The organism is Pantoea sp. SGAir0183 (assembly GCF_043545505.1).
On record NZ_CP028053.1, the window covers coordinates 4,235,589 to 4,260,498 of the forward strand.

At 53.8% G+C, this 24,910-nt stretch carries 22 protein-coding genes and 1 rRNA gene; 6 read left to right on the plus strand and 17 right to left on the minus strand.

From position 1 onward, the window contains the following. Window positions 1-6: 6 nt before the first annotated feature. The 5 genes from C1N59_RS19710 to pepQ form a co-directional block, all read right to left on the minus strand. Window positions 7-1,548, minus strand: a 16S ribosomal RNA gene (locus tag C1N59_RS19710). Between the two features lie 406 nt (window positions 1,549-1,954). Continuing rightward, the gene (gene hemG / locus C1N59_RS19715) at window positions 1,955-2,491 is read right to left on the minus strand and encodes a menaquinone-dependent protoporphyrinogen IX dehydrogenase (protein WP_033737395.1); all 537 of its coding nucleotides are present in this window, start codon (window positions 2,489-2,491) and stop codon (window positions 1,955-1,957) included. An 18-nt stretch (window positions 2,492-2,509) separates the two neighbouring features. Continuing rightward, the gene (trkH, locus tag C1N59_RS19720; protein ID WP_033737393.1) at window positions 2,510-3,961 is read right to left on the minus strand and encodes a Trk system potassium transporter TrkH; all 1,452 of its coding nucleotides are present in this window, start codon (window positions 3,959-3,961) and stop codon (window positions 2,510-2,512) included. A gap of 31 nt (window positions 3,962-3,992) precedes the next feature. Then, window positions 3,993-4,610: an IMPACT family protein gene (locus tag C1N59_RS19725; RefSeq protein WP_162286656.1), complete on the minus strand. Its 618-nt coding sequence runs from the start codon at window positions 4,608-4,610 to the stop codon at window positions 3,993-3,995. Then, the gene (pepQ, locus tag C1N59_RS19730) at window positions 4,610-5,941 is read right to left on the minus strand and encodes a Xaa-Pro dipeptidase (RefSeq protein WP_039343611.1); all 1,332 of its coding nucleotides are present in this window, start codon (window positions 5,939-5,941) and stop codon (window positions 4,610-4,612) included. The genes C1N59_RS19725 and pepQ overlap by 1 nt, the downstream gene beginning before the upstream one ends. Window positions 5,942-6,126: 185 nt before the next feature. Here pepQ and fadB point away from each other — a divergent pair, with 185 nt between their 5' ends. Together fadB and fadA are read left to right on the plus strand one after the other, a co-directional pair. Further along, a complete protein-coding gene (gene fadB / locus C1N59_RS19735) occupies window positions 6,127-8,310 on the plus strand; it encodes a fatty acid oxidation complex subunit alpha FadB (protein WP_394550114.1) in 2,184 nt (727 codons plus the stop codon). 10 nt (window positions 8,311-8,320) lie between these two features. Then, window positions 8,321-9,484, plus strand: a complete 1,164-nt coding sequence (fadA, locus tag C1N59_RS19740) for an acetyl-CoA C-acyltransferase FadA (RefSeq protein ID WP_006121482.1) — start codon at window positions 8,321-8,323, stop codon at window positions 9,482-9,484. 68 nt (window positions 9,485-9,552) lie between these two features. Here the strand turns inward: fadA and fre are convergent, their stop codons facing one another. Together fre and ubiD are read right to left on the minus strand one after the other, a co-directional pair. Continuing rightward, complete coding sequence (gene fre / locus C1N59_RS19745; RefSeq protein ID WP_033737387.1) at window positions 9,553-10,254, minus strand: NAD(P)H-flavin reductase; 702 nt, start codon at window positions 10,252-10,254, stop codon at window positions 9,553-9,555. Between the two features lie 42 nt (window positions 10,255-10,296). Beyond that, the gene (gene ubiD, locus C1N59_RS19750; protein ID WP_006121480.1) at window positions 10,297-11,781 is read right to left on the minus strand and encodes a 4-hydroxy-3-polyprenylbenzoate decarboxylase; all 1,485 of its coding nucleotides are present in this window, start codon (window positions 11,779-11,781) and stop codon (window positions 10,297-10,299) included. Between the two features lie 303 nt (window positions 11,782-12,084). Here ubiD and rfaH point away from each other — a divergent pair, with 303 nt between their 5' ends. Then, window positions 12,085-12,573: a transcription/translation regulatory transformer protein RfaH gene (rfaH, locus tag C1N59_RS19755; protein WP_006121479.1), complete on the plus strand. Its 489-nt coding sequence runs from the start codon at window positions 12,085-12,087 to the stop codon at window positions 12,571-12,573. On the opposite strand, the gene tatD is transcribed toward rfaH, so the two are convergent. From tatD to udp, 9 genes are all read right to left on the minus strand, one after another. Continuing rightward, entirely contained in the window at window positions 12,570-13,352 is a 783-nt protein-coding gene (tatD, locus tag C1N59_RS19760) for a 3'-5' ssDNA/RNA exonuclease TatD (RefSeq protein ID WP_006121478.1), read from the minus strand. The two genes, rfaH and tatD, sit on opposite strands and share 4 nt — an antisense overlap. Before the next feature lie 97 nt (window positions 13,353-13,449). Next, window positions 13,450-14,208, minus strand: a complete 759-nt coding sequence (gene tatC / locus C1N59_RS19765) for a Sec-independent protein translocase subunit TatC (RefSeq protein WP_006121477.1) — start codon at window positions 14,206-14,208, stop codon at window positions 13,450-13,452. Then, complete coding sequence (gene tatB / locus C1N59_RS19770) at window positions 14,208-14,843, minus strand: Sec-independent protein translocase protein TatB (protein ID WP_205950874.1); 636 nt, start codon at window positions 14,841-14,843, stop codon at window positions 14,208-14,210. Before tatB ends, tatC begins: the two co-directional genes overlap by 1 nt. Before the next feature lie 3 nt (window positions 14,844-14,846). Continuing rightward, the gene (gene tatA, locus C1N59_RS19775; protein WP_033737383.1) at window positions 14,847-15,101 is read right to left on the minus strand and encodes a Sec-independent protein translocase subunit TatA; all 255 of its coding nucleotides are present in this window, start codon (window positions 15,099-15,101) and stop codon (window positions 14,847-14,849) included. 110 nt (window positions 15,102-15,211) lie between these two features. Then, the gene (gene ubiB / locus C1N59_RS19780) at window positions 15,212-16,849 is read right to left on the minus strand and encodes a ubiquinone biosynthesis regulatory protein kinase UbiB (protein ID WP_006121474.1); all 1,638 of its coding nucleotides are present in this window, start codon (window positions 16,847-16,849) and stop codon (window positions 15,212-15,214) included. Then, on the minus strand, window positions 16,846-17,451 hold the full coding sequence (locus tag C1N59_RS19785) for a ubiquinone biosynthesis protein UbiJ (protein WP_006121473.1): 606 nt from the start codon (window positions 17,449-17,451) through the stop codon (window positions 16,846-16,848). The genes ubiB and C1N59_RS19785 overlap by 4 nt, the downstream gene beginning before the upstream one ends. A gap of 11 nt (window positions 17,452-17,462) precedes the next feature. Further along, complete coding sequence (gene ubiE / locus C1N59_RS19790) at window positions 17,463-18,221, minus strand: bifunctional demethylmenaquinone methyltransferase/2-methoxy-6-polyprenyl-1,4-benzoquinol methylase UbiE (protein ID WP_033737381.1); 759 nt, start codon at window positions 18,219-18,221, stop codon at window positions 17,463-17,465. A 76-nt stretch (window positions 18,222-18,297) separates the two neighbouring features. Further along, window positions 18,298-19,797, minus strand: coding sequence for a DNA recombination protein RmuC (gene rmuC / locus C1N59_RS19795; RefSeq protein WP_033737379.1), 1,500 nt, complete (start codon window positions 19,795-19,797; stop codon window positions 18,298-18,300). A gap of 144 nt (window positions 19,798-19,941) precedes the next feature. Then, the gene (udp, locus tag C1N59_RS19800) at window positions 19,942-20,703 is read right to left on the minus strand and encodes a uridine phosphorylase (RefSeq protein WP_006121470.1); all 762 of its coding nucleotides are present in this window, start codon (window positions 20,701-20,703) and stop codon (window positions 19,942-19,944) included. Window positions 20,704-21,005: 302 nt separating this feature from the next. Here udp and C1N59_RS19805 point away from each other — a divergent pair, with 302 nt between their 5' ends. The 3 genes from C1N59_RS19805 to C1N59_RS19815 all read left to right on the plus strand — a co-directional run bounded on the left by C1N59_RS19805 (window position 21,006) and on the right by C1N59_RS19815 (window position 23,751). After that, complete coding sequence (locus tag C1N59_RS19805; RefSeq protein WP_006121469.1) at window positions 21,006-21,842, plus strand: dienelactone hydrolase family protein; 837 nt, start codon at window positions 21,006-21,008, stop codon at window positions 21,840-21,842. 427 nt (window positions 21,843-22,269) lie between these two features. Beyond that, window positions 22,270-23,187, plus strand: coding sequence for an HTH-type transcriptional regulator MetR (gene metR / locus C1N59_RS19810; protein WP_006121468.1), 918 nt, complete (start codon window positions 22,270-22,272; stop codon window positions 23,185-23,187). Between the two features lie 84 nt (window positions 23,188-23,271). Beyond that, window positions 23,272-23,751, plus strand: a complete 480-nt coding sequence (locus C1N59_RS19815) for a YehS family protein (RefSeq protein WP_033737377.1) — start codon at window positions 23,272-23,274, stop codon at window positions 23,749-23,751. A 188-nt stretch (window positions 23,752-23,939) separates the two neighbouring features. Here C1N59_RS19815 and C1N59_RS19820 read toward each other — a convergent pair whose 3' ends face one another. Continuing rightward, window positions 23,940-24,803: a carboxylate/amino acid/amine transporter gene (locus C1N59_RS19820; RefSeq protein ID WP_006121466.1), complete on the minus strand. Its 864-nt coding sequence runs from the start codon at window positions 24,801-24,803 to the stop codon at window positions 23,940-23,942. Between the last annotated feature and the right edge of the window lie 107 nt (window positions 24,804-24,910).

A 24,910-nucleotide genomic window follows, 5' to 3' on the forward strand; every position in this document is an offset into this window, starting at 1 on the left:
TTCAGGTAAGGAGGTGATCCAACCGCAGGTTCCCCTACGGTTACCTTGTTACGACTTCACCCCAGTCATGAATCACAAAGTGGTAAGCGCCCTCCCGAGGGTTAAGCTACCTACTTCTTTTGCAACCCACTCCCATGGTGTGACGGGCGGTGTGTACAAGGCCCGGGAACGTATTCACCGTGGCATTCTGATCCACGATTACTAGCGATTCCGACTTCACGGAGTCGAGTTGCAGACTCCGATCCGGACTACGACGCACTTTATGAGGTCCGCTTGCTCTCGCGAGGTCGCTTCTCTTTGTATGCGCCATTGTAGCACGTGTGTAGCCCTACTCGTAAGGGCCATGATGACTTGACGTCATCCCCACCTTCCTCCGGTTTATCACCGGCAGTCTCCTTTGAGTTCCCGACCGAATCGCTGGCAACAAAGGATAAGGGTTGCGCTCGTTGCGGGACTTAACCCAACATTTCACAACACGAGCTGACGACAGCCATGCAGCACCTGTCTCAGCGTTCCCGAAGGCACCAATCCATCTCTGGAAAGTTCGCTGGATGTCAAGAGTAGGTAAGGTTCTTCGCGTTGCATCGAATTAAACCACATGCTCCACCGCTTGTGCGGGCCCCCGTCAATTCATTTGAGTTTTAACCTTGCGGCCGTACTCCCCAGGCGGTCGACTTAACGCGTTAGCTCCGGAAGCCACTCCTCAAGGGAACAACCTCCAAGTCGACATCGTTTACGGCGTGGACTACCAGGGTATCTAATCCTGTTTGCTCCCCACGCTTTCGCACCTGAGCGTCAGTCTTCGTCCAGGGGGCCGCCTTCGCCACCGGTATTCCTCCAGATCTCTACGCATTTCACCGCTACACCTGGAATTCTACCCCCCTCTACGAGACTCAAGCCTGCCAGTTTCAAATGCAGTTCCCAGGTTAAGCCCGGGGATTTCACATCTGACTTAACAGACCGCCTGCGTGCGCTTTACGCCCAGTAATTCCGATTAACGCTTGCACCCTCCGTATTACCGCGGCTGCTGGCACGGAGTTAGCCGGTGCTTCTTCTGCGGGTAACGTCAATTGATGAGGTTATTAACCTCACCACCTTCCTCCCCGCTGAAAGTACTTTACAACCCGAAGGCCTTCTTCATACACGCGGCATGGCTGCATCAGGCTTGCGCCCATTGTGCAATATTCCCCACTGCTGCCTCCCGTAGGAGTCTGGACCGTGTCTCAGTTCCAGTGTGGCTGGTCATCCTCTCAGACCAGCTAGGGATCGTCGCCTAGGTGGGCCGTTACCCCGCCTACAAGCTAATCCCATCTGGGCACATCCGATGGTGTGAGGCCCGGAGGTCCCCCACTTTGGTCTTGCGACGTTATGCGGTATTAGCTACCGTTTCCAGTAGTTATCCCCCTCCATCGGGCAGTTTCCCAGACATTACTCACCCGTCCGCCACTCGTCACCCGAGGAGCAAGCTCCTCTGTGCTACCGTCCGACTTGCATGTGTTAGGCCTGCCGCCAGCGTTCAATCTGAGCCATGATCAAACTCTTCAATTTAAAGTTTGATTTGCTGCAACCAGTGCAGCGATGCTCAAGGAAAACGTCGTAATGAATTTCAATACGTGTTCACTCTTAAGACTTGATATTTTTTGCGTCCGGAGACGCGGATATCAATCCTGCGAGTGCCCACACAGATTGTCTGATAAATTGTTAAAGAGCAGTGCAACCAGCGGGTTAACCGTCTGTTGCGAGGTGGCGTATATTACGCTTTCCTCCTTCAGAGTCAACCTCTTTTTCAGAAGTTTTTCTCCGGCGGCTCAGTTGCCTGACCCTCTCAACACCGCATTCCGTAAGCCGTTGTGCCGTGTCGATGGAGGCGCATTATAGGGAGTTCGCGCGGCCTGACAAGGGTTAATTGCAAAAATATTACTGTTCGTCTCAAATTTCGCCAGATCGCGTTATTTCAGTACGATTTGCCTGGTAACTGTGCAAAATCTCTGGCGAAACCGCGCACCTGCTCCCAGTCCGTATACTCAACTTCCTTCGTCGTATCCGTTTCGCCGCCGGTCATGCGCATAATCAACTTAATCATGACCCGATCAAACCAACGATAGCGGGGATAATACAGTGCACCAGCAAAAACCGCACAGCAATCGGGCTTCCAGGGCGACTGCGCTAAAAACTTAACGGTATAGGCATTGGTTTCCGGCGTCCGCTTCTCTGGCTTTCGCGCCGTAAGATTCACGGAGAAGAAGCCGCTGACGCGCTGCTGCAATGCGGCCAGGTTCTGCTTAACAAATTCGTTTACGGCGGGCTGAAAGTGACCATAACGGATTGAAGCCCCAATCAGCACCCGATCATATTGCTGCCAGTCAATCGCGTCTGCATCCTGAATATTCATCACATCGCACGCTTGCTCGCCCTTAATCGCCTCCGCCATAGCGGAAGCGATTTTTTGCGTCTGACCGTCACGGGTCGAAAAGAGAATTAATGCTTTCATCATCTGCATCCTTATTAGTTATTCTCGCCAGAAGGTTGGCGTGAATAACACCAGCAACGTGAATACCTCAAGGCGACCAAACAGCATAGTCGAAATTAAAATCCACTTTGCCACATCATTCATTGAGGTGAAGTTATCCGCTACAACACCCAGACCGGGCCCCAGGTTGTTTAACGTTGCGGCGACCGCGGCAAACGCAGAAAAATCATCCACGCCGGTGGCAATAATGGCCAGCATACTGATCAGGAAGACCAGCGCATACGCAGAGAAGAATCCCCAGACCGCTTCCAGGATGCGTTCTGGCAACGCGCGATTACCCAGCTTAATGGTGTAAACCGCATTGGGATGGACAAGGCGTTTGAGTTCGCGATTCCCCTGTTTACACAGCAGCAGGATGCGGATCACTTTCAGGCCACCGCCCGTCGAACCGGCACAGCCGCCAATGAACGCAGAGCACAGCAGCAAAACCGGCAGGAACAGCGGCCAGCGCGCAATACTGTCTGTGGTGAATCCCGCTGTCGTCGCCATCGAGACAACCTGGAAAAACGCCTGATTCAACGTTTGCCAGCCACTGTCATAAACATTATGGAACCACAGTACCACTGTACAGATCAGTACCAGCGTCAGTTGCACACCGATAAACATACGAAATTCGGGATCGCGTAAGTACACCCGAAGATTGCGGTTACTCAGTAAAGAGAAGTGCAGGCCGTAGTTACAGCCGGAGATCAGCAGGAACACGGCCACAATCGTATTAATGGTGCCGCTCTGGAAATAGCCGATACTGGCATCGTGGGTTGAAAATCCCCCAATAGCAATCGTCGAAAAGCTGTGCCCAATGGCATCGAAGGCGGGCATTCCGGCAAACCATAATGCCAGTGCGCAGGCCACCGTCAGTAATACATAGATAAGCCATAGCGTCTTGGCCGTTTCGGCAATACGCGGACGCATCTTATTGTCTTTCAACGGACCGGGCATTTCGGCACGGTAAAGCTGCATCCCACCGACGCCCAGAATGGGCAGAATCGCCACCGCGAGCACAATGATTCCCATACCGCCAAGCCACTGCAGCATCTGGCGATAGAACAGAATCGCTTTAGGCAAAGAGTCCAGCCCCACCAGCGTCGTTGCACCGGTGGTGGTTAACCCGGAAAAGGATTCAAAAAAGGCATCGGTAACCGACAGATGCGGCTGTTCGGCAAAGATAAACGGCATGGCCCCGACGCTGCCCAGCACGGTCCAGAACAGAACCACGATCAGAAACCCTTCGCGCGGCTTAAGCTCCGTTTTCTTCTTACGGTTTGGCCACCACAATAATGAACCAATCACCAGAGCCATCATAAACGTCTGGCTGAAGGCGCGGCCGGCACCATCCCGATAAATCAGCGCAACGAGGCCGGGTACAATCATCGTCACCGAGAAGAGGATCACCAGCAGACCGACAATGCGGGTAATGGCGCGAAAATGCATTAAGCCGTTCCTTTAGTTAAAGAGAAGAACATCATGATGTAAGCGGAAGAAGCGTTAACGCACCCCGGCTGAAGTCTGACAGATTTTGCTTAAATCCCTCAATTTGTCCATAAGGCAAAGCCAGCGTCATCGCGATACGGTCGCAATACTGACTTTCAGTAATGCTGCCGTCGTAGCGCTGCACCAGACGCTCAATGTCGCTCAACTGGGCGTAGTCACACTGCAACGTGAATAACCTTACCGGGACTTTTCGCTGGCGCTCAAGCTGTTTCAGCCCTTGCTGGACACCGCCGCCATAAGCCTTTACCAGACCGCCCGTTCCCAGCATGATGCCGCCGTAGTAACGTACGACGACGGCGGTGATTTCCCCTATGCCCGCCCCCATCAACTGCGCCAGCATAGGTTTCCCCGCCGTTCCCGAAGGTTCGCCGTCATCGGAAAACCCCAACTGCTGCGAATCATCCGGCGCGCCCGCCACCCAGGCCCAGCAATGATGCCGGGCCGTCGGATGATCCTGTTTTACCTGCTGGACAAAAGCCCGCGCGGCTTCGACACCGTCCGTGTGCGCCAGTAACGTAATAAACCGGCTCTTTTTGATGGTTTCCTCGCTCACGCTCAGCGCTTGCGCAGGAATATCGTAAGCCTCCATCAGGCGAGGTGCAGGTCGCGCGTCATGTTTTCAACGCGATTAGCATGAATAACCACGTTATCTTCAATGCGAATGCCGCCGTAAGGCTTAAGCGCATCCAGTGCCTGCCAGTTAAAATGCGCACTGAATTTGCCAGCGCGCAGCGGTGCCAGCAGTGAATCAATAATGTAGAAGCCTGGCTCGATGGTTAACACCATCCCCGGCTGGATGACACGGGTGCAACGCAGGTAAGGATATTGCGCTGGCGCAGCCAGGTGCGTCCCGCTTTCATCCTGCATAAATCCGGCGACATCATGAACCTGCAGGCCCAGCGGATGACCTAAACCGTGTGGCATAAACGGACCGGTCAGGTCTTCGGCCACCAACGCCTCTTCACTGATGCCGTGGACCAAATCAAACTTCACCAGCAATTTTGCAATGCGCTGATGCATTTGCAGATGGTAATCGGTGTAGCGCACGCCCGCTTTCAACGTCGCAATCAAGGCCAGCTCTTCCGCATTCATCGCCTCCACCATTTTGGCATACAGCGATCCGCTTTGTGCGGCATAGCTGCGGGTCAGGTCAGCGGCATATCCCTGATATTCCGCCCCGGCATCAATCAGGAAACTGTAGCGCTTAGCCGGTGGCTGATGATCCAGTTTGGTGTAATGCAACACGGCAGCATGTTCGTTCAATGCAATAATGTTGCCGTAAGGGACATCCGTATCGCGATGACCAGTCGCGGTCAGGTACGCCTGATTAATATCGAATTCACTCAGACCTGCCGCAAACGCTTCTTTGGCAGCGCGATGTCCTGCCACGGCAATTTTCTGCGCCTGACGCATACAGCTCAGTTCGTAGTCAGTTTTAATACTGCGGTGATAATGCAGGAAATCGATCACCGCTTTAGGATTGATGTTGCCTGCCGTAATGCCTAACTGCGCAGCGCGTTCGATGACCGGGCCAATATAGGCAACATTTTCGCGCTGAGCAGGCAGGAGATCGCCAATGGCATTCGCGTTTGCCAGCCCGATAATCTCAATGTCGTCGGTCCAGAAACTGTGCGGAAGCGGTTCAACGTTGTGCCAGTAATCCACCGGCGAATAGAACCACAATTTCGGTTTGTTCACGCCATCGATCCACAGCCAACAGTTAGGTACCTGTGTTACCGGCACCCAGGACTTGAACTGCGGGTTGACCTTAAACGGATACGTGTGGTCGTCCAGAAATACGGTGAGTAGCTCGCCGGAATGGATCAGCATGGCGTCCAGTTTATGACGTGCCAATACCTGCTGAGCACGTTGTTGCAAGGTCGTAATATGCGCGTGATACAAGCTCTTAAGTGAATCCATTGCCGCCTCTCCAGTGTCCGGAAAAGCCGCAGTTTATCACAGGCAAAATCCGGATGCCGGGTTCCCCGTGGCTGTGATCTTGTTAGCAAATAAACAAAGACCTGTTTGCAAAAAATTAACATCCCTCCCAAACTCACGATCATCTGGTATGACCAGATCACCTTTCGCGGTTTCAGGAGACGTACATGCTCTACCAAGGCGCTAACCTCACTCTTCACCAGCTGGACGATGGTATTGTCGAGCTGGTATTTGATGCCCCCGGCTCCGTTAACAAGCTGGATACGCAAACCGTGGCCAGTCTTGGCGATGCGGTAACGGTGCTGGAAAAACATGCCGGCCTGCGCGGTGTGCTTCTGCGATCAGCAAAACCCGCCTTTATCGTGGGTGCGGACATTACTGAATTCCTGGCGCTCTTTGATGCGCCGACAGAGAAACTGAGCCAGTGGCTGACCTTCGCCAACAGTATCTTCAATCGTCTGGAAGATTTGCCGGTGCCCACGATCTCGGCGATTGAGGGCTATGCGCTGGGCGGTGGCTGTGAATGTGTACTGGCCACGGATTTGCGCGTTGCCACACCGACGGCCCGCATGGGGTTACCGGAAACGAAGCTGGGCATCATGCCGGGTTTTGGCGGCAGCGTGCGTCTTCCTCGTCTGTTAGGTGCCGACAGTGCAATGGAAATCATTGCCGCAGGCAAAGATGTTGACGGTGTTGAAGCGCTGAAACTGGGTCTGGTGGATGCGGTTGTCAGCAACGATAAGCTGCGTGATGCTGCGTTAACCATGCTAAAAGCGGCCGCCCACGACGGCAGCTGGCGTGCCCGTCGCGCCCCTAAACTGGCTCCATTGAAACTCAGCCCCGTTGAAGCCGCGATGAGCTTTACGATAGCCAAAGGCATGGTGATGCAAACGGCGGGGAAACACTACCCTGCGCCAGTCACTGCCGTTAAAACCATTGAAGCGGCAGCAGCGCTGGGCCGCGATGATGCGCTAAAGCTGGAAACCGCAGCGTTTGTTCCGCTGGCACAGTCAGATGTGGCCCGCGCGCTCGTCGGGATTTTTCTCAACGATCAGTACATCAAAAGTCTGGCCAAAAAACGCAGTAGTGAAAGCGGCACGCCCAGACAGGCCGCCGTGCTGGGCGCCGGTATTATGGGCGGTGGAATCAGCTATCAATCGGCATGGAAAGGCGTGCCGGTTAAAATGAAGGATATCAATCCGCAGGCGCTGACGCTGGGCATGAATGAAGCCAGTAAGCTTCTGAATAAGCAACTGGAACGCGGTAAAATAGACGGAAACAAGCTGGCCAGCGTCATTGCCACTATTCAGCCTACTCTCGATTATGCCGGTTTCGACCAGGCCGACATCGTGGTAGAAGCCGTCGTCGAAAATCCGAAAATCAAGGCCAGCGTTCTGGCTGAAACCGAAACCCATATGCGCGCTGATGCCATTCTGGCGTCAAACACCTCAACCATCCCCATCAGCCATCTGGCGCAGGCGTTGCAGCGTCCAGAAAATTTTTGTGGCATGCACTTCTTTAACCCGGTTCCACGTATGCCGCTGGTAGAGGTGATCCGTGGAGAGAAAACCAGTGAGGCCACGCTGGGTAAAGTTGTCGCCTGGGCCAGTAAAATGGGTAAAACCCCGGTGGTGGTGAATGACTGTCCGGGTTTCTTTGTTAACCGCGTTTTGTTCCCCTACTTCGCTGCCTTCGGCATGCTGTTGCGTGATGGTGCGGACTTCCGCCAGATCGACAAGGTAATGGAAAAACAGTTTGGCTGGCCGATGGGGCCTTCATGGCTGCTGGATGTCGTGGGCATTGATACCGCGCATCATGCGCAAAGCGTCATGGCGGACGGTTTTCCTGAACGGATGAAAAAAGACTATCGCGATGCGATCGATATTCTGTTTGAGGCGAAGCGTTTTGGTCAGAAAAATGGTCTGGGTTTCTGGCGCTGGGAAGAAGACAAAAAAGGGAAACCGAAAAAAGTGTCCGATGCAGAGGTCGATGCCTTACTCGAACCCGCCTGCCAGCCTAAACGGATATTCAGCGATGAAGAGATTCTGAATCGCATGATGCTGCCGATGTTGAATGAAGTGGTTCGCTGCCTGGAAGAGAAGATTATCGCCTCACCTGCTGAAGCAGACATGGCGCTGGTCTATGGTCTGGGATTCCCGCCTTTCCGTGGCGGCGCTTTCCGTTATCTCGACACTTTGGGTAACGGCAACGTGGTGGATCAGGCGAAACGTTATTCGTCATTGGGTGGGCTGTATGCGCTCCCTGCCCTGCTGCTTGAGAAAGCGCGCCAACACGAAAGCTGGTATCCCGCCGTCAAACCGATCGATGAAGCCGCGTTCAGAAGCGCCTGAGGTAATCAAAATGGAAAATGTGGTAATTATTGACGCGGTGCGTACGCCGATGGGCCGTTCAAAAGGTGGGGCATTTCGCCATGTACGCGCCGAGGACCTGTCCGCGCATGTCATGCGTGCTCTGTTGAACCGCAATCCGGGGGTGAATGCCGCCACGCTGGACGACATTATCTGGGGTTGCGTGCAGCAAACGCTGGAGCAAGGCTTCAACATTGCCCGCAACGCCGCGCTGCTGGCTGAAATCCCGCACCGCGTTCCGGCGACAACGGTTAACCGTCTTTGCGGTTCTTCAATGCAGGCCTTACATGACGCCGCACGCGCAATCATGGTCGGCGATGCTCAGACCTGTTTAATTGGCGGTGTCGAACATATGGGGCATGTCCCCATGAACCATGGCGTCGATTTTCATCCGGGTTTAGGCCGTACCGTTGCGAAAGCCGCAGGGATGATGGGGCTAACGGCAGAGATGCTGGCGCGCATGCACCATATCAGCCGCGAGCAGCAGGACGCTTTTGCTTTGCGCTCTCATCAGCGTGCCTGGCAGGCCACGCAGCGTGGCGATTTTGCCAATGAAATTGTTGCGCTGCATGGTCACGATGCCGATGGCGTCCTGAAACGCTATGACGTTGACGAAGTCATCCGTGAAGATACCAGCCTGGAAGGACTGGCAGCACTGCGGCCTGCCTTCGATCCGGTGAACGGAACAGTCACTGCGGGCAGTTCGTCAGCGTTATCAGACGGGGCGGCGGGCATGTTGATCATGAGTGAAAGCCACGCACGAGAGCAGGGCCTGAAACCCCGTGCACGCATTAAAAGTATGGCAGTAGTGGGATGCGATCCTTCCATTATGGGATACGGCCCGGTCCCGGCCAGCAAGCTGGCACTGAAGCGCGCCGGGCTGAGCGTAAATGACATTGATGTTTTTGAACTTAACGAGGCTTTTGCCGCGCAGGTTCTGCCCTGCATCAACGATCTCGGCCTGTCAGACAGGCTCGATGACAAGGTCAACCTCAATGGCGGCGCCATCGCGTTGGGCCATCCGTTAGGCTGCTCAGGCGCACGCATCAGCACGACGTTGCTGAACATTATGGAACGTCGCGATGCGCAGTTCGGCCTGGCCTCCATGTGTATTGGTTTGGGTCAGGGCATCGCTACCGTTATTGAACGCGTTTAATACGTTGGAACGTTATAGTGTGAGATTTACCCGCCTGTCAGGGGCGGGTTTTTTCTTGTGCTGTCACGTCAGATAAAAGCAAACGCATCGCCATACATTTGTGCTTCAACGGCACCTCGTTCTGAACAAAAGCGTTCACGGGCGATTTTCGCCATTTCGAAGCGGCCGGCAATATAAATCTCATGCTCACTCAGGGTCGCAAAGTCCTGCATGACGGCTGTCAGCACCGTACCAGAACGGCCCGGCCAGCCTGCTTCAGGCTGTTCGACAACCGGAATCACTTTCAGATTCGGATGCTTAATCGCCAGTGCTTCCAGCTCGTCCAAATCATACAAATGCTTCAGTTCGCGCCCGCCCCAGTAAACCGCAATATCACGGTTGGGTTGTTCGGCAAGCGCAGTGAGTAAAATGGAACGCACATAGGAAAAGCCTGTGCCACCCGCGATCAGGATTAACGGCTTGTCACTCTCTTCACGCAACCAGGCATCACCATGTGGGATGTCCACCACAATTTGCCCTTCCTGCTGAATACGATCCATCACCGCCATGGCGTAGAGATTCAGCTCTGAGGCACCGATATGCAGTTCAATGATTTCAGTTTCCATTGGCGTGGAGGCTAATGAAAACGGGCGCTTGTCACGCTCATCCATTACGACCATCAGGTACTGCCCTGCGCGAAAACTAAAATCTGCTTCCGGAATCAGGCGAACGCGATACACCGTGTCGGTAATCGCCTCAACTGAAGTTACTTTACAGCTTAACGTTGTCATGCGGTCCCTCTGTCGGGTCGTCTTTATGGTTATTGCTCACCATCAACGCTGTGATGGTTGATCAAAAATACCGAGGTCATCCCAGATAGCGTCGATACGTGCGGTAACGGCCGGATCTTTGACAATCGGCGTGCCCCACTCTCGTTGCGTCTCACCTGGCCATTTATTCGTGGCGTCGAGGCCCATCTTTGACCCTAGTCCGGAAACCGGAGACGCAAAATCAAGATAATCGATTGGCGTGTTTTCTACCAATACGGTATCGCGTGCCGGGTCCATACGCGTCGTGATTGCCCAGATGACGTCGTTCCAGTCGCGGGCATTAACGTCATCATCACACACAATAACAAATTTGGTGTACATGAACTGCCGTAAAAATGACCAGACGCCAAACATCACGCGCTTGGCATGTCCCGCGTACTGTTTTTTAATCGTCACGACCGCCAGTCGGTAAGAGCATCCTTCTGGTGGCAAATAGAAATCGACGATTTCCGGGAACTGTTTAATCAGAATCGGTACAAGCACTTCATTCAGCGCCACGCCCAGGACGGCGGGTTCATCCGGTGGCCTTCCGGTATAGGTAGAATGGTAGATCGCCTGATGACGCTGCGTGATGTGCGTAACGGTAAACACCGGGAAACTGTCGACTTCATTATAGTAACCGGTGTGATCGCCATAGGGACCTTCAGGTGCCATGTCACCGGGTTCGATATAACCTTCCAGCACAATTTCGGCGCTCGCAGGCACTTCCAGATCGTTTGAGAGGCACTTGACGACTTCGGTCTTGTTGCCGCGCAGCAGACCGGCAAACGCATACTCTGACAACGTGTCAGGGACGGGCGTGACCGCCCCCAGAATGGTCGCCGGATCGGCGCCCAGTGCAACGGACACCGGGAAACGTTCGCCAGGATGTGCCTTGCACCATTCAAGATAATCCAGGGCACCACCACGATGAGAAAGCCAGCGCATGATCAGGCGATTTTTGCCAATCACCTGCTGACGATAGATGCCTAAATTTTGTCGCTCTTTATGCGGGCCGCGCGTTACGGTTAATCCCCATGTAATCAGCGGGGCAGCGTCGCCGGGCCAGCATTTCATGACCGGGATTCGGGTCAGGTCGACCTCATCACCACTGAAAACCACCTCCTGACAGGGCGCATTGCGCAACCTTTTGGTCGGCATATTCAGTACTTGCTTAAACTGCGGCATTTTACTGAACAGATCGCGGAAACCTCTCGGTGGCTCAGGTTCTTTTAAAAAGGCCAGCAACTCACCCACTTCACGCAGTGCACTGACCTCTTCCTGGCCCATGCCCATGGCCACGCGTTTTGGCGTACCGAACAGGTTACACAGTACAGGCATGTCGTAACCTTTTGGGTTCTCAAACAGCAATGCCGGACCGCCTGCACGCAGGGTGCGATCGGCAATTTCGGTCATTTCCAGTTCGGGGTCGATCACGTGCGAGATACGCTTGAGTTCACCACGCTGTTCAAGCAGCGCAATAAAGTCTCTTAAATCCTGATATTTCATGCGGCTTCAACTTTCCGGCCAGAGTGAATTTGCCATTATAGGGCTGATTACATGAATGTGTGGAGCTTTATGCACCGCATGGCTTATCTTGCCCGTCACGGGCAACCATCAGACGAATAATGTCGCTTAGTTTTCGTGCTGAACCTTACCGCATAATGGCTATTTTTTCATTTTATGCGATGGCATTCGTCATTCAGAACAATCTTAGTTTATTTTCCAGGCAACGCCGCGTAACAGACCCCAATGCGCTATAACTCTGAGTGGAGGTTTGCTATTCTTAGCGTCCATTCATTGGGAGCAGTTATGGAATCCTGGTACTTACTCTATTGCAAACGTGGGCAGCTATTGCGTGCGAAAGAGCATCTTGAGCGGCAAGCCGTAAATTGCCTGAGCCCCATGATCGCGCTTGAGAAAATTGTGCGTGGCAAGCGAACTACCGTAAGTGAACCGCTGTTCCCAAACTACCTGTTCATTGAGTTTGACCCCGAAGCCATTCACACCACAACCATCAGCAGTACACGTGGCGTCAGCCATTTCGTGCGCTTTGGCGCGACGCCGGCCACCGTACCTGCTGTCGTTATTGATGCACTGCAGACTGATGTGCCACAAACGCTGATCGATCCTGAAACGCCGCAAAACGGCGATGAAGTCATCATCACCGAAGGGACGTTTGAAGGTCTGCGGGCTATCTTCTCAGAGCCCGATGGCGAAGCACGCTCCATCCTGTTGCTGAATCTGCTAAACAAACAGGTTGTCCGGAGCGTGGATAACCGACAATTCCGTAAAGCCTAACGCAGCCCGAACAGCGTGCGCGCATTATGATCCACCTGGGCTGCCAGCGCCTCTGGTTCCTCGCCTCGCCAGTTCGCGACCTGCTGCAGGATATGCGGTAAAAAACAGGGTTCATTGCGTCGGGAAGTTGGCCGTGGACGCATATCCCGCGGTAACAGATAGGGCGCATCCGTTTCCAGTAGCAACCGTTCGGCGGGAATCAACGGCAACATCTCACGCAGGGCAATTCCCCGGCGTTCATCGCATACCCAACCGGTAATGCCTACCGATAAGCCCATTTCCAGGCAGGCCGCTAACTCTTCCCGGGTACCGGTAAAACAGTGAATCACGGCGGCGGGTAATTTGGGCAACCAGGGCTCAAGTACCGCAGCAAAGCGTTCATGCGCTTCCCGACAGTGAAGAAACACGGGCATATTCAGTTCCGCAGCTAATGCCAGTTGCGCGTCAAACGCATATTCCTGCTGCTGATGTGCGGACAGGTTACGATTGAAATCCAGCCCGCATTCACCTATCGCCACAACCTGGGCTTTTTCCGCCAGCCGGCGCAGCGTATTCGCGACCTCTTGTGACCACTCACTGGCATGATGGGGATGCACGCCCGCGGTGGACCAGCAGTAACCCGGATGAGCCTCAGCCAGCCGCTGCGCCTGCTGACTTTCCAGCGCATTGGTACCGGTAATCAACATGCCGGTGACGCCCGCGTCACGGGCGCGCGTAATCACCTTTTTTCGATCGGAGGCGAACTGCGTGCTGGTCAGGTTTACACCGATATCAAACATATTTTTACTCTCTGTCAAAAACATCCTAAACAAAAAACCGCCTGACGGCGGTTTTTGGCTTGTGTCTCCCGCTTCTGCGGGTGTACTGAATACGACATCAGGATTCGGTGTTCTGTTCCTCATCCTCTGTCTGACGGCCTTTTCCCACATAGTACCGTGAAAAGAATACGCCGACTTCAAACAGGCAGTACATCGGAATAGCGAGCAAAGTTTGAGAAAAAACGTCCGGTGGTGTGAGCAGCATCCCGACAACAAACGCGCCGACCAGGATGTAAGGACGCTTCTTTTTTAAATCCTCAGGGCTGGTAATACCGGTCCAGCACAGCAGCACAATGGCTACCGGCACTTCAAATGCCACACCAAACGCCATAAACAAGGTCATGACAAAATCGAGATAGTTGGTGATATCTGTCGCGATAGTGACGCCCTGCGGCGCGGTTTTCGCAAAAAAGCCGAAAGCCAGTGGAAAAACAATGAAATAGGCAAAGGCCACGCCAACATAAAACAGTAGCGTACTGGAAAACAGCAGCGGCATGACCAGCTTACGTTCGTGGCGATAAAGCGCTGGCGCAATAAACGCCCAGACCTGATAAAGAATAACCGGCACGGCAAGGAACACCGACACGATCATCGTCAGCTTTATCGGCGTGAAGAAAGGTGAGGCGACATCCGTCGCGATCATGCTGGCACCCGCTGGCATCTGATTGATCAGTGGCGACGCCACGGCATGGTAGATGTCATTAGCAAAGTAGATCAGTGCCAGAAAAATAACTAACACAGCAATTATGCAGTTCAGCAGACGTTTACGCAGCTCAATCAGATGGCTGATAAGTGGTTGGGTATCTTCAACGGCCATTATCGTTCATCACTTGCAGAAGGAGGAGAAGCTGGGTTGAGCGACGGCGCGGCGTTGCCCGGTTTTTCCGCAGGCGATGCGTCTGCCCGACCCGGCGATTGCGGCGGAGCACTGGCGTAGCCGGACGCAGGCCGCGGCGGGACCGGCGTGGTCGCCGTGTTGCTGTCCTGTGCCGGTGCAACCGCAGCCTCGACATGGGGTTCAAAAGGTGCGTGTGCGGGTGACTGTGCCTGCTGCTCACTGGCCGCAGGCGTCACCTGTTTCGGCGAGTCACTCCCCGTCTGGTGTAACGGGGAATGGATGGTGTTTGCTTCGTCTTCTTCTCTTTCGATATCAATGCTCTGTTGAACCGAGCGTTTCATTGAATCCGCGGTTTTACGCAACGCTTCCATGGATTCTTTCAGCTCAGGCGACAATGTGCCGTGGCTGGCTTCCTCCACCTTTTTCAGGCTGTCCTGCAGTTCCTGCAGTTTCAGCTCTTGCGCCAGCTCACTCTGAACATTGGCCGCCAGTGAACGGACCGCCCGGATCCATCCGACAACCGTTTTAACCGCATGCGGCAAACGTTGCGGACCCAGGACAATCAGCCCGATCACGAAGACTAATAGCAACTCACCAAAACCAATATCGAACACGGTTTACACCTGCTTGTCGTTCTTAATGTCGTCTTTCTGAGCAGACGTTGGCTGTTTGTCCGCCAGCGTTTTCGCATGGAAATCCGCGTCCTGCTCTTTTGGCTGATCTTTTTTGTCGTCTTCATCACTCATGGCTTTCTTGAAACCACGGATAGACGAACCCAAATCCGACCCCAGATTACGTAACTTATTGGTACCGAACAAAAGCACCACAATCACGGCAATAATTAATAACTGCCAAATACTGATACCGCCCATGAGATAGCCTCGATTTTTTTGTTAAAAACTGCGGAATGAAGCACAACCTAAACCCTTGTTAATTCGGGTCTCAGTCAGCGACATTACCGCGTTTCAGCCGCGAGTGACAATCAGTTTGTCTTGCGCCAGCCGATTAACCAACTGACAAAACCTGCCGCCATTAATGCCGCCGGAAACAGGTCCCACTCAGGCCTGCTGAGGAGTACCGCTGTACCGCTAATCAGCAGCGTGGCACCGACGCCAAACAGGAAACGCGCCTGATGCTGACGTGTACGTTGGACACTCAAATCGTTCACGAGTTTATCGACGCTAAGACGTAACTGCTTATGCTGCTGCATGCTGTCATAGAACAACTCGGGCAGCTCGGGCAGTTTCTCTGCCCAGTAGGGCGCTTTTTCTTTCACTGCGCGAATGATCGCCGGAATACCAATCTGATCTTTAATCCAGTCTTCAAGGAACGGTTTCGCCGTTTTCCATAAGTCCAGTTGCGGATAGAGCTGCCGGCCAATCCCTTCGATATAGAGCAACGTTTTTTGCAACAGCACCAACTGTGGCTGCACCTCCATATTGAAACGTCGCGCCGTGTTAAACAGGTTTAGCAGCACATGACCAAATGAAATTTCAGCCAGCGGTTTTTCAAAGATGGGTTCGCACACCGTACGAATGGCAAACTCGAAGTCTTCCACGTTGGTATCTGCCGGTACCCAGCCAGAGTCAACATGCAGCTCTGCCACTTTGCGGTAATCCCGGTTAAAGAAGGCGATAAAGTTTTCGGCCAGATAGCGCTTATCTTCCTTGTTCAACGAGCCGACAATCCCGCAGTCGATGCCGATATATTGCGGGTCTTCTGGATGCTCATAGCTGACAAAGATATTGCCAGGGTGCATGTCTGCATGGAAGAAGCTGTCGCGGAAAACCTGTGTGAAGAACACCTGTACGCCGCGTTCGGCTAACAATTTCATGTTAACGCCATGCTGCTCCAGCGTCGCCACATCGGAGATAGGAATACCGTAGATGCGTTCCATCACCATCATGGTTTCGCTGCAGTAGTCGGAGTAAACCTCGGGAACATACAGCATGCGGCTGTTTTCGAAGTTACGCCGCAGCTGGATGGCATTGGCCGCTTCGCGCAGCAGGTTTAATTCGTCGATCAGCGTTTTTTCATAATCGCGCACCACCTCAACCGGACGCAGACGGCGACCATCCGGCAGCAGGCGCGGTACCCAACGGGCGATGCGGTAGATCAGCTTCATATCGGCTTTGATCACCGGCAGAATATCCGGGCGGATAACCTTAATGACAACCTTTTTGCCGTTGGATTTCAGTGTTGCCGTGTGAACCTGCGCAATAGAGGCAGAAGCCAGTGGGGTGATATCGAAGTCATCAAACCAGGACTCAATCGGTGCCCCCATGGAGGCTTCGATTTGTGCTTTGGCTTTCACGCCGTCGAAGGGCGCAACCCGGTCCTGCAAAATAGCCAGTTCATCGGCGATCTGCGGGGGAAACAGGTCACGCCGCGTGGACAGCATCTGACCAAACTTGATCCAGACGGGGCCCAGCTGTTCCATCGCCAGACGCAGCCGAATGCCCATCTGTTCGTGTTTGTGCTGGTTAGGAATCCAAAACACGCACCGCCGCCACAGCCGAAGCGGCAGAGTAATACGCATTTGGGGAATCAGTTCATCAAGTCCGTATGTCAGAAACACCTTGATAATGAAATATAACCGGCGGATCTCTCCAAAACTCATTTCGCCTCCAGCTGTGCCAGACGCGCATTAAGCGCATCAAGCGAACGTTCCATCGCGCTAACTTCCTCAGCGAACCAGGCAAATTCCAGCGCACCTGGCGCAACGCGCCACTCTTCCGTCAACGCCTGACCGAGATAATCCTGACGTCGCTGCGTTTCCGCTTTAAACAAGCGAAATGCGCGCTGCGCACCCTGGCTGATCCCTTGCGCGGCGATATCACCGATCCAGGGGGCCAGGTATTCGGCAGGATCCAGCTCAGCCAGATCCATCAACGCAGAGAATTGCTGCACCACCTGCAAATCCCCTTCGACCTGTAACTCACCGCTGCGTATCAGCGTCGTCAGTTGCTGGCGATCACGTAGCTTCGGCAGCGACTTAAGCTGCGTAATGACCGTGCAGTCGCTGCTGTCCTGCCAGTCACTAAGGACATCCAGCTGTTGCTCACTGAACACCAGCACCAGCGGCCAGGATAGCTCACTCAAACGCAACATCAGTACCTTGCCTGCTAAACGCTGACGTGCGCTTTTCAGACCACGATCGCGGTAGAGAATACGGTTTAGCGCCGTTTCAATACCGGCAGTGATGACGGGGGTTAAGGTCATGGCCATAATGGTTAAAATTTAAACCCACGATGAAGTGCCACGATGCCGCCCGTCATATTTGAATAGGTGGTGTTTTCAAATCCCACATCGTTCATCATCGCTTTCAGGGTTTCCTGGTCGGGATGCATGCGGATGGACTCGGCCAGATAGCGATAACTTTCTGCATCCTGAGCAACCAGTTGGCCGATGCGCGGCAGAATATGGAACGAGTAGGCATCGTAGGCTTTGCTCAGCGGCTCAATAACAGGTTTCGAGAACTCCAGCACCAGCAAGCGTCCACCCGGTTTCAGCACGCGGAACATCGACGCCAGCGCCTTCTCTTTTTCCGTAACGTTACGCAGGCCAAAAGAGATCGTAATGCAGTCGAAGTAGTTGTCAGGAAACGGCAGCGCTTCGGCGTTGGCCTGAACATAACTGACATTGCCAACGATACCGAGGTTTCGTAGCTTCTCCCGGCCCATTTTCAGCATAGAGCTGTTAATGTCAGCCAGAACAACCTGCCCGGTCTCGCCCACCAGCCGTGAAAATTTTGCGGTTAAATCACCGGTTCCACCGGCCAGATCCAGGACACGCTGACCGCGACGCACACCGCTGCTGTCGATGGTAAAACGCTTCCAGACGCGATGGACGCCAAACGACATTAAGTCGTTCATCAGGTCATATTTCGCCGCTACGGAATGAAACACGTCCGCGACTTTGTCGGCTTTCTCGCTCTTGGCGACGGTCTGAAAGCCAAAATGGGTAGTTTCCTGCTGTGATTCATCTGCCATCGGTTTTACCTGCTCCACAAACAATACTTATGGAAGTGTATCAGAGTCACGGAGGTCAGGCACGTTGGCGACCTGCTTATTCGTGGAGGTGCCGAACCCGCTCACAACTTTCGTCTGCGTTTTGGTCGTTACCGGGCATACTGTCGTGCTCATTTTCGGGCATCGCGCGTTCGACCAGATGGGGATTGATAGCGCGTTTAACCTCTACACCTAAGTCACGGAAGCCTTCCGTTTGTGCGATCAAATTACCCCGCCCTTCTGCCAGCTTCTTCATCGCTTCACGATAGCTGTTTTGGGCCTTATCAAGGCTGTGACCAATACCGCTCATATCATCAACAAACAGGCGCATTTTGTCGTAAAGCCTGGCTGCGCGCTCGGCAATCCGCTGCGCATTGCGGCTTTGATGCTCGTAGCGCCAGAGATTGTTGATGGTACGCAATGCAACCAGCAGCGTGGTCGGACTGACCAGCATGATATTTTGCTGGAGCGCTTCGCCGATCAATTCTGGCTGCCGATCGATTGCCAGTAAAAACGCCGGTTCAACCGGGATAAACATCAACACATAATCCAGTGAGCGTAAACCGGGCAATTGTTGATAATCTTTACGGCCCAGCAAACGGATATGGCCGCGTACGGCACTGATATGCGCCTGAATGGCCTGTTCACGTTCAATGTCGTCATCCGCGTTGAAATACCGCTCGTAGGCAACCAGCGTCATTTTGGCGTCGATCACCACATCTTTCCCCTGGGGAAGCCGGACGATGACATCGGGCTGCATGCGGCTTTGCTGCTCGTTCTGCATGCTGACCTGGATATCGTATTCATAGCCTTCACGCAATCCTGACGCTTCCAGTACCCGGCTCAGCACCACCTCGCCCCAGTTGCCCTGGATTTTGTTGTCGCCTTTGAGCGCTTTGGTCAGGTTGAGCGCTTCCTGGGCCATCTGCGCATTGAGTTGCTGTAGCTGACGAATCTCGTGGGTCAGTGTATGGCGTTCACGCGCTTCCGCGCCAAAGCTCTCATTAACCTGCCGCCGAAAGCCATCGAGCTGTTCACGCAACGGCCCAATCAGGCTGTTCAGACTTTGACGGTTTTGCTCATCAACGCGGCGACCGCTGTTTTCAAAAATTCGGTTAGCCAGGTTTTCAAACTGCGCGCTAAGCCGCTGCTCGCTGTTGGTCAACAGGCGCTGCTTCTCTTCCGCTGCAAAACGGGTTTCCTCAAGACGGATGGTCACTTCACGCAGCTCGGCTTCCTGCGCGCTGTTCACCTCCAGCTGATTGCGCAGCTCTCGTGTCAGTTGCTCGCTCTCATTACGCCAGTAATCCAGCTGTTGCAGGCGCTCATTGGCTCCGCTTAATGATCCATGAAGCTGTCTCAACTCCTGTTCGCGCTGTTGCAGCTGCTGCTGGAGCTGCTCGATGTGCTGTTGCTGACGTTGTTGTGCTTCGTTAAGCAGACGGCGCTCTGTGGTAAAGCTGGCTAACTGATGACTGACACGCATTTGCGCCAGTATCCAGCCAACACCCAGGCCGGCGAGCCCAAGGCAGATGCTGATAATGATGTGCTGATCCATATTCTCCCCGCTGGTCAGGCTATTGAGGAAAAAGGTAAATTCGCACTGTATGAATGTCCAGATATATTTACTGAGGGGGAAAGACGAGACGTAAAGACAAGGCCATGACAGGCCGGACAGCCGGCCTGTCTGTCAAACGAAGGGCTAGAGTAAGCGACGCGCCGCTTCAACTACTATTTTGACGGCATCGCTTTCGGTCTGCTTCATCGTCACTGCATCGGGAATCTCTTTTTGCGTGCGGTTAACAATCACGCCCGCCACCATGCCTGCGCGCAGGCCCTGACTGGCGCACATGGTTAACAGCGTCGCCGATTCCATCTCATAGTTCAGGACGCCCATCTGCTGCCACTCCTGCATAGAGCCCTGAAAACGGTTCACGACGCGGCCCGAGAAGGTGTCGTAGCGCTCCTGGCCGGGGTAGAAAGTATCAGATGAGGCGGTAATCCCGATATGAGTTTTGGCACCGCAGGCTTCTGCCGCAGCCACTAAGGCCGTTGTGCAGGTGAAATCGGCGACGGCCGGAAATTCCATTGGTGCGAAGTGCAGGCTGGCACCGTCCAGGCGTACAGACGCCGTCGTAACCAGAACGTCGCCGACATTGATATGCGGCTGGATGGCGCCCGTTGTCCCTACACGCAGGAAAGTGCGCACGCCAAGCTGAGCAAGCTCCTCGACGGCAATGGAGGTGGAAGGTCCGCCAATCCCGGTAGAACAGACCACGACGGGTTTACCGTCAAGCTTAGCCAGCCAGCTGGTGAACTCACGATGGGAAGCCAGGTGCCGGGGATCGTCCATCAGTCCGGCAATTTTTTTTACACGTTCCGGATCGCCAGGAACAATGGCCAGTGTCGCCCCCTGCAGGTCGGCTTTCGTCAGGCCAAGATGGAAAACGTCAGACTGTGTCATATCAGACTCCGGGTTAAGGAAAAACAGTACGCCACTTTACGTTACCCGACGGGTTAAATGTGTGACTGGTTTCACTCAAGAAAATGAAAGTTACATTTTCGGTGAAATTTTTAGTGATTAATATCACACGTTTATCTCAGACCTTCCGTAATGCTACATATGGTGATGTGGAAGGCAGCATGAGAATGTTAAAGAGAAGTGTATTTTAAAGGTTATAAGCTCTGTTACGCATTGCCCGGAACCAGTAATAAATGCCCAGGCTATAGTTACGTGATTGCGCATACGCTTGCACGGAGATAACGATGAAAACCGACGATAATATGACACAAAAATCAGCCGCAGGCGCGTTTGCTCCGGCAGTTCAGCCCACGGCTTCGACCACCATTATTACCGACAGCCCGGCCATCCACGCCGGTGAGACGTCTATTCCGAGTCAGGGTGAAAATCTTCCGGCTTTTTACGCGAAACCGCAGTCAGCAGACGGGCCGTTGCCTGTTGTGCTGGTCGTGCAGGAAATTTTCGGCGTTCATGAACACATTCGCGACATTTGTCGTCGTCTGGCGCTGGAAGGCTATCTGGCTGTCGCGCCAGAGCTTTACTTCCGCGAAGGCGACCCCAACGACTACAACGATATTCCTACGCTGTTTAAAGAACTGGTCAGCAAGGTGCCTGACAGCCAGGTACTGGCGGATCTCGATCATGCCGCTAACTGGGCGGCCCGCAACGGTGGCGATATCCGGCGGATGGGAATTACCGGTTTCTGTTGGGGCGGACGCATCAGTTGGCTCTATGCGGCACACAACCCGCAACTTCGCGCTGCCGTGGCCTGGTATGGTCGCCTGGTAGGGGAAAAAACCATGAAGCAGCAAAAACATCCTATCGATATTGCTGTGGATCTGAACGCGCCTGTGCTGGGTTTGTATGGTGGTCAGGATGACGGCATTCCGCTGGAAAGCGTGGAGCAGATGCGCCAGGCCTTACATGCTGCAAACGCAAAGGCAGAGATCATTGTGTATCCCGATGCCGGGCATGCTTTTAACGCCGACTATCGTCCGAGCTACCATGCCGAATCGGCAAAAGACGGCTGGGCACGTATGTTAGCCTGGTTTAAGCAGTACGGTGTCGCATCCACTGAGTGATAAAAAAGGGCGCGTAAGCGCCCAAACTCTCGCGTCGCCATCCAACACCCGCAAATCTGAGAGCTTTTCCGCGTTAAGCCTGCTCACAAGCCTGGTGGGTTTTCAGGCTGGATTGCGGAGTGTCCCATAGCCGTTCTGCAGCAACATAACGCGCCTCATTTTTTCTGCTATTTCTTGAGTGAATGTCGTCACCCTCCGGTCCGTTCCGTTTGGATAAGCAAATACTCATTTTTCAGTTCGCGCCGCACACCTGTACATGAAAAGCCGGGAGTAGGGTTATGGATTGGTATTTGCTATTCTCCAGAAATGCCTGGGTCAGTCTGATCGCCAGTCACGTTTAGCCGTCCAGATGTTTACACCGCTATATTCTGCGGGTACTGTATGTCTCTCAAGCGCAAATTATTCAGTTTCGATGTGAAGGACCCTCATGATCGAATTCAAACATCTCCGGACGCTTCAGGCTCTGCGGAATACCGGCTCGCTGGCCGCCGCGGCCGCCCAGCTTCACCAGACGCAGTCGGCGTTGTCACATCAGTTCAGCGATCTGGAACAGCGGCTCGGATTCCGCCTGTTTGTACGCAAAAGCCAGCCATTGCGCTTCACGCCGCAGGGCGAAATTCTGTTGCAGCTGGCGGAACAGATTCTGCCGCAAATTCAGCAGGCGCTTCAGGCCTGCCATGAGCCGCAACAGACTACGCTTCGTGTTGCCATTGAATGTCATAGCTGCATTCAGTGGCTTACGCCGGCACTGGATAAGTTTCGTCAGAGCTGGCCACAGGTGGTGATGGATTTTAAATCAGGTGTGACCTTCGATCCGCAACCTGCACTGCAACAGGGTGAGCTGGATATCGTTTTAACGTCCGATATTCTGCCGCGCTCGGGCCTGTTCTATTCACCGATGTTCGATTTCGAAGTGCGCCTGGTGCTGGCACCCGATCATCCTCTGGCTCAGGTCGAACATATCTCCCCTGACGCACTGGCCGACGAAGTGTTGATGATTTACCCGGTGCAGCGTCAGCGGCTGGATATCTGGCGTCATTTTCTTCAGCCCGCGGGCATCAGTCCTGCACTGAAGAATGTGGATAACACGCTGTTGATGATTCAGATGGTGTCGGCGCGCATGGGCATTGCCGCGCTGCCACACTGGGTAGTGGAGAGCTTTGAAAAACAGGGGTTAGTGATCACGAAAACACTGGGAGAGGGATTATGGAGTCGGCTTTATGCCGCCGTGCGTGACGGCGAGCAGCGTCAGCCTGTGCTGGAAGCCTTTATCCATTTTGCCCGTCAGCATGCCTGTGAACATTTGCCTTTTGTCAGGAATGCCGCGCATCCTGCAGCCGTTTAGCCGCATGAGCGACAAAGCTGCGCGGCGGCGGGCAAAATCCCCTATAATGCGCAGCCTGTTGACTGACCTTGAGACGATCTCACCATGACTAACAACGATATTTTGCGCAGCGTGCGCTATATGCTCGATCTGAACGATGCCAAAATGGTGGCGATTTTTGCCTTAGCGGAGTGCGAGGTTCCTCAGGCCGATATCACCAGTTGGCTGAAAAAAGATGAGGATGCGGCATTTCGCCCCTGCCCCGATGTCCTGATGGGCTATTTCCTGAATGGCTTAATCTTTCATCGCCGTGGGAAAAGTGAGGATGCCCCTGCGCCTTCCATCGAGCGTAAGATGAATAACAACATTTTCATGAAAAAGCTGCGTATTGCATTTGACCTGAAAACGACCGACATCCCTGATATCCTGAAAAAAGCCAACTTCACCGTGTCTCAGGCAGAGATTGGCGCGATCTTCCGTAAACCGGATCACAAAAACTATCGTGAATGCGGTGACCAGATTCTGCGTAATTTCCTCAAGGGGCTGACGATGATTCATCGCCCTGCGCCAGTTAAGCCCGCTTAAACCAGCCGCCGACTTACGCTCGTCCCGCCGGAGAAAGCGCACCGGGATAACAATGCGGTCCGCTCTGCCGGGCGAGCAGACGTCGTCTTGCTCGCCTTCTGCCGACGCGCGCCCCGTCCGCCATGGGATCGCAACAGACTGAGCGGCCTGCTACTTTTGGCGTCGATGCGCGGCGATGCCTTGTTTCTTCACTGTTGATTGTTCTTACCGACCACCCAGCGCTTATGGACCCACAAGGACGCTACTATCACGAGCGCACCGGCAATAAAGCTTGGCCAGTGTGGCTTTTGCTGCCATATCGCCAGGTTGACCAGCAAGCCTGCCGGCACATGCATGTTGTTCATGATGCCCAACGTGCCAGCATCGACCTGCGTAGCACCGTAGTTCCACATAAAGTAACCCAGTCCGGACGCCACCACGCCCAGCCAGACCAGAATGCCCCACTGCAGTGAGGTGGTCGGGAGTTTATGCGGGTTGCCCCAGACGGCCCAGGCCACCACCGCAATCAGCACCGCGCCCAGATAGAACCACGAAAAGGCCGTGTGCTGCGGCACAGGACGGGTTTCCTGCAAACGTTTGTAGCCCACCATACCTGCTGCAAAGCAAATATTGGCTAACTGTACCAGCAACAGGCCGAACCAGAAGTTATCGCTGACTTTGTCATAACGAATGATTGCCGCGCCCGCCACAGCCAGCAACGCACTGAAAATGTACCCTGCGCGCAGAGGCCGTCGACTGATCACGTCGTAGATCAACGTGACGTACAGCGGCGTCATCACGGTAAACAGCAGGAATTCAGACACGCTCAGATAGAGATAGGCTTCGAAACTCAGTAAATACATGATGCCCAGTTGCAGCATGCCTACCAGCATATACAGCAGGAGCGTAGAGGGGCGATAGCCGCGCCAGCGCAGGAAAGGCAAAAATACCACGGCCGCCAGCGCCAGGCGCATCAGCACCGAAAACCAGCTGTCAACCTGACCGGCAAGATACTCGCCAATCAGGCTGAATGAAAAAGCCCACAGAATGGTAGTAACAATCAATAAAAGCACGGTAACAACCCCGAAATAAACAGAGCGACAGTGTAAACAATGTCCGCACAGCAGGGAGATTTATCTGGTTGACATCTGTGCATTAACCAGGCAGTTACGCATTAATC